Raw genomic sequence first — 4,591 nt, forward strand, 5'->3', positions numbered from 1 at the left:
CATGATGGCCGACTCCAGGTCCACACCGAGGGTGGTGTCGACGACGCCGTCACGAAGGAGCTGTTCGGCCGGCTCGACCTGGAGGCGGCCCGGCTGGGCCGGCAGGTGCTGCGCTCGGTCTGCGTCTCGGTCGCCTGCGGTCGCGACGCCGCGACGGTGGAGCGCCGGGCGGCACTGCTGCGACCGCCGGTCCGGGCCGCCGCGTCCGGCGTCTACGGCTCGGTCGACCAGGTGGTCGACCACCTCGGCGAGTTCGCGGCGATCGGGGCCGCGCGGGCCTACGTGCGGATCGCCGACCTGGCCGACCTGGACCACCTCGACCTGCTCGCCGGCGAGGTCATGCCGCAGGTGGCGGCATGATCCAGCTGTTCGGCGTCACGCAGGTCTTCGCGGGCCGGGCCGGCTCCGTCGAGGCGCTGCACGACATCGACCTGAAGGTCGCAGAGGGCGAGTTCGTGGCCGTGGTCGGGCGGTCGGGCTGCGGCAAGTCGACGCTGCTGCGCCTGGTGGCCGGGCTGCTCATGCCGACGCAGGGCGAGATCCAGGTGGGCGGCGAGCGGGTCACGAAGGCCCGCCGCGACATCGCGATGCTGTTCCAGCGGCCGGCGCTGCTGCCGTGGCGCTCGGTGCTCGACAACGTGCTGCTGCCGGCGGAGATCTTCGGGCTCGGCCGCTCGGCGCTGCGCACACGGGCGCTCGACCTGCTGGAGATGGTGGGCCTGGGCGGCTTCGAGAAACGGCTGCCGCACGAGCTGTCGGGCGGCATGCAGCAGCGGGTCGCGCTGTGCCGGTCGCTGCTGACCGGCCCCCGGGTGCTGCTGATGGACGAGCCGTTCTCGGCGCTGGACGCGCTGACCCGCGAGGACCTCTCGACGGAGCTGCAGCGCATCCACATGGAGCGCCGGGCCACCATCATGTTCGTGACCCACTCCATCGACGAGGCGGTCCTGCTCGCGGACCGCGTGGTCGTGCTGACCCCGCGCCCGGGCCAGATCGAGCAGATCGTCGACATCGACATCCCGCGCCCGCGCTCCCTCGGCCGCACGGCCCAGCTCGACCAGGTGGCCGCCGCCCGCGCCGAGCTGCACGAGCTGCTACGCCGCCGGGAGGGCTCGCGGGCCTGACCCACCGCGGACCTGGCAGGGACGGGCCCCCCGGGCCCGGCCCGGTGTCCGGCGGGAGCGACGGTCGTGCCCCCGACGGACCCGGGACATCTTCTAGGCGGCGGGTTGCCAGACGAACTCGCGTGCCGGCGCGGTCGTCAGCGCTGCGAACCTGTTGTTGACCTCGCTCGCCTCGCGGCTGTTCGGGAACGCGTTCGTGCAGGAGACCGGTGCGCTGCTGCCGGACATGAGGTCCGCGCACAACCCGGTGCGCCGGTCGGGCAGGCCGAGGATGTGGCCGAACTCGTGCGTCGAGATGCGCGGCTGGTAGTAGCCCTGGTTGACGGCCTGCCGGCCCATGATCCAGTAGCCGTTGCCGAGCGACGACGTGTAGGTGCGCGGCCAGCCGTTGTCGGCGTAGACCCGGACGTTGGGGGTGCGGCCGGCGGGCACCGGCTCCAGGCGCACGTTGGTCACCCGGCTGTTCCAGTTCTGCGCGCCCTGCCGGGCCACCTGCTGGAACTCCTGCGCCTGGCTGACGTCGTAGTAGAGCACCCGGACCGCGGCCTGCGCGACACCCGCCTGGGCGAGCTGCACACCGACCAGTGCGGCGGCGAGCAGGACGAGGGTGGAGAGTCTGCGGCGTAGGGCCATCTGTGGCCTCCTCGGGGGAGTGGACGGGGAGCCCAGACTATCGAGAAACATCGATTCAATCGCCATCGCAAAGGGCACCTACCGCGGCGCGATGGTAGGGCGGGCACTACCCCGGCTTGGGGTACCTGCGGCAGTGACCCCGAAGGGCCCCGGCCGGGAGAGTGATAGCTGACGGGTTCGTGTTGCGAGGTTCGCGTTTCGGCTGGGGGAGCGGTGATGGGCGGACGATCCACAGTGGGCATCAGGGTGGTGGGGCTGCTGCTCCTCGCCCTGCTGGGGATGACCGCGGGTGGGGTGCTGGGGCGGCTGCCGGCGGTGTCGGACCTCTCGCCCGGGCCGGTGGGTCCGGTCGTGGAGTGGGCGGTCGACGCGAGCTGGTGACGGTCGTGCGGGTCTCCGTGACATTTCGGGCATAAGCCGCGTTATTGAATGCGGGCCGGTGCCCGAGCCCATCACCCATGGAGGCCCTGTTGAAGAGATTGCTGGCCGCGGCGGTCGTCGTGCTCGCCTCGCTCGCCCTGCCGTCCACCCTCGCCGCCGCCCGGCCCGCGACGCCGGAGGACGCCTATCCCGTGAAGCCGACCGTCGTGCTGGTGCACGGTGCCTGGGCGGACGGCTCGTCCTGGAGCGGCGTCACCCAACGACTGCAGGAGGCCGGCTACCCGGTGCGGGTGCCGCCGAACCCGCTGCGCTCGCTGCCCGGCGATGCGAAAACCGTTGCTGACTTCCTGTCCACCATCACCGGCCCGATCGTCCTGGTCGGACACTCGTACGGCGGCGCGGTCATCACCAACGCCGCGACCGGCAACGACGACGTGCGCGCGCTGGTCTATGTGGACGCCTTCGTGCCGGACGAGGGCGAGACCGTCGCACCGCTGGTCGGCGACGACTCGATCCTCGCCGGCGACCCCGCGCTGGTCTTCGACTACGTGCCCTACCCGGGAGCCCCCGACGGCGACGCCGACCTCTACCTGAAGGAGTCGGTCTTCGTGTCCGGCTTCGCGAGCGGCGTGCCGGCGGAGCAGGCGCAGGTGCTCTGGGCCGGCCAGCGCCCGCTCGCCGCGACCGCCAGCAACCAGGAGTCGGGACCGGCGGCGTGGAAGACCATTCCGTCCTGGTACGTGCTCGGCACGCTGGACCAGGTGATCCCGGCGGACCGCCAGCGCGCGATGGCGGAGCGCGCGCGGTCGGGCATCACGAAGGTCGAGGCCGGCCACCTCTCGCTGGTCACGAACCCCGACGAGGTCACCGCGGTGATCCTGGACGCGGTCAAGCACACGAGCGCCACCTGAGCCCTCGCGCTGCCGGCCGGGCCTCGGGTCCGGCCGGCTAGCGGTTGACGGCCTCGCGCGCCTCGCGCATCCCGCGGTTGGCCAGCCGGTCGGCGCGCTCGTTCTCCGGGTGTCCGGAGTGGCCCTTCACCCAGTGCCAGCTGACCTCGTGCGCGCCCATCGCGGCCTCGAGCCGCTGCCACAGGTCGACGTTCTTGACCGGGGTCTTCGCCGCCGTCTGCCAGCCGTTGGCCTTCCAGCGCGGCAGCCACTTCGTGATGCCGTCGCGGACGTACACGCTGTCGGTGTGCAGCCGGACCACCACCGGCCGGGTGAGGCTTTCCAGCGCGCTGATGGGCGCCATCAGCTCCATGCGGTTGTTGGTCGTCGGCGTAGCCTCGCCGCCGCACAGCTCCTTCTCGACCGTGCCGTAGCGCAGCAGCGCGCCCCAACCGCCGGGCCCCGGGTTGCCGCTACACGCGCCGTCCGTCCAGATGTCCACGGTCACGCCGCTGCCTCCTCGCTCGCTGTCTGCCGGCACCCTACGCGATGTACCATCTGGTACATGATGCTGACCACCAGCGCCGAAGCCCACGCCGACCTGGCCGCCGCGTGGGCGGTGCTGCGCGACGTGACCGACTGGCCGCGCTGGACGCGCTCGATGACGACGGTCGAGCGGCTCGACGACGGCCCGTTGCGGCTCGGCAGCCGAGCCCGGATCAAGCAGCCGGGCATGCAGCCCCTCGTCTGGGAGGTCACGACCTTCGCCGACGAGGCCGAGTTCTCGTGGACCAACCACTCGCCCGGGGTACGCACCGTCGGCCGCCACCTCATCCGGGCCACCGACGACGGTGGCACGCTGATCACGCTGGAGCTCGAACAGACCGGGCCGCTGGCCGGCCTGCTCAACCTGCTCTTCGGCAAGCGCAACCGGCGCTACCTGGAGCTGGAGGCGGCGGGGCTCAAGTCCGCTAGCGAAGCGCGCGGGTGAGCGCGGCCCGCGAGGCGCTGCTCGACCGCTGCTTCGAGGTCGTGCGCCGGCACGGCTTCAGTCACCTGAGCCTGCGCGAGATCGCCGCGGAGGCCGGGACGAGCCACCGGATGCTGATCTACCACTTCGGCTCCCGGGACGGGCTGCTCGCCGAGGTCGTCGCCCGGATGGAGGCGGCACAGCGGGCCCTGCTCGCCGAGCTGGTCACCGACGACGCCGACATCTTCGCCGTGTCGGAGGCGTTCTGGACCCACCTCACGGGCCCCGACGTGCTGCCCGCGCAGCGGCTGTTCTTCGAGGTGTACGTGCAGGCGCTCTACGGTCGCGAGTGGACGGCCGCGTTCCGGGAGTCCGTGATCCGGGCCTGGGAGGAGCCGCTGGTCGAGCTGTTCCGGCGGGCGGGCGTTCCCGGTGCGCGGGCTCGGGCGTACGCCCGGCTCGGTCTCGCCGTGACCCGCGGGCTCGGGCTCGACCTGTTCGGCGAGCACCGCTACCTGGGCAACGACGGGTTCGAGCGGCTGGAGACCGACTTCCTGATCCGGGTCGACGGCGACCTCGCCCGGCCCCGCCTC

The 4,591-nt window shown here is 72.4% G+C and carries 7 protein-coding genes and 1 pseudogene; 6 read left to right on the plus strand and 2 right to left on the minus strand.

All coding sequences use genetic code 11. From position 1 onward, the window contains the following. Both AB0H87_RS38405 and AB0H87_RS38410 read left to right on the plus strand, forming a co-directional pair. Positions 1-360: pseudogene (locus AB0H87_RS38405) on the plus strand (hypothetical protein); the annotation flags it as partial. Continuing rightward, a complete protein-coding gene (locus AB0H87_RS38410; RefSeq protein WP_360157623.1) occupies positions 357-1,124 on the plus strand; it encodes an ABC transporter ATP-binding protein in 768 nt (255 codons plus the stop codon). The pseudogene AB0H87_RS38405 and the gene AB0H87_RS38410, both read left to right, overlap by 4 nt. A 93-nt stretch (positions 1,125-1,217) precedes the next feature. Here the strand turns inward: AB0H87_RS38410 and AB0H87_RS38415 are convergent, their stop codons facing one another. Further along, positions 1,218-1,757, minus strand: coding sequence for a snapalysin family zinc-dependent metalloprotease (locus AB0H87_RS38415; protein WP_360157626.1), 540 nt, complete (start codon positions 1,755-1,757; stop codon positions 1,218-1,220). A 216-nt stretch (positions 1,758-1,973) separates the two neighbouring features. Between AB0H87_RS38415 and AB0H87_RS38420 the strand changes: the two genes are divergently transcribed. Together AB0H87_RS38420 and AB0H87_RS38425 are read left to right on the plus strand one after the other, a co-directional pair. Continuing rightward, the gene (locus AB0H87_RS38420) at positions 1,974-2,138 is read left to right on the plus strand and encodes a hypothetical protein (RefSeq protein WP_360157629.1); all 165 of its coding nucleotides are present in this window, start codon (positions 1,974-1,976) and stop codon (positions 2,136-2,138) included. A gap of 89 nt (positions 2,139-2,227) precedes the next feature. Continuing rightward, entirely contained in the window at positions 2,228-3,049 is an 822-nt protein-coding gene (locus AB0H87_RS38425) for an alpha/beta hydrolase (protein WP_360157632.1), read from the plus strand. Between the two features lie 37 nt (positions 3,050-3,086). On the opposite strand, the gene rnhA is transcribed toward AB0H87_RS38425, so the two are convergent. After that, positions 3,087-3,536, minus strand: coding sequence for a ribonuclease HI (rnhA, locus tag AB0H87_RS38430; protein ID WP_360157635.1), 450 nt, complete (start codon positions 3,534-3,536; stop codon positions 3,087-3,089). Between the two features lie 57 nt (positions 3,537-3,593). Here rnhA and AB0H87_RS38435 point away from each other — a divergent pair, with 57 nt between their 5' ends. After that, positions 3,594-4,019 (plus strand): SRPBCC family protein, encoded by a 426-nt coding sequence (locus AB0H87_RS38435; protein ID WP_360157638.1) that lies wholly within the window; start codon positions 3,594-3,596, stop codon positions 4,017-4,019. Then, the coding region (locus AB0H87_RS38440) for a TetR/AcrR family transcriptional regulator (RefSeq protein WP_360157641.1) at positions 4,016-4,591 on the plus strand (576 nt) is incomplete at its 3' end. The genes AB0H87_RS38435 and AB0H87_RS38440, both read left to right, overlap by 4 nt.

Origin of the sequence: Asanoa sp. NPDC050611 (assembly GCF_040654855.1) — a bacterium.
GTDB lineage: Bacteria > Actinomycetota > Actinomycetes > Mycobacteriales > Micromonosporaceae > Asanoa.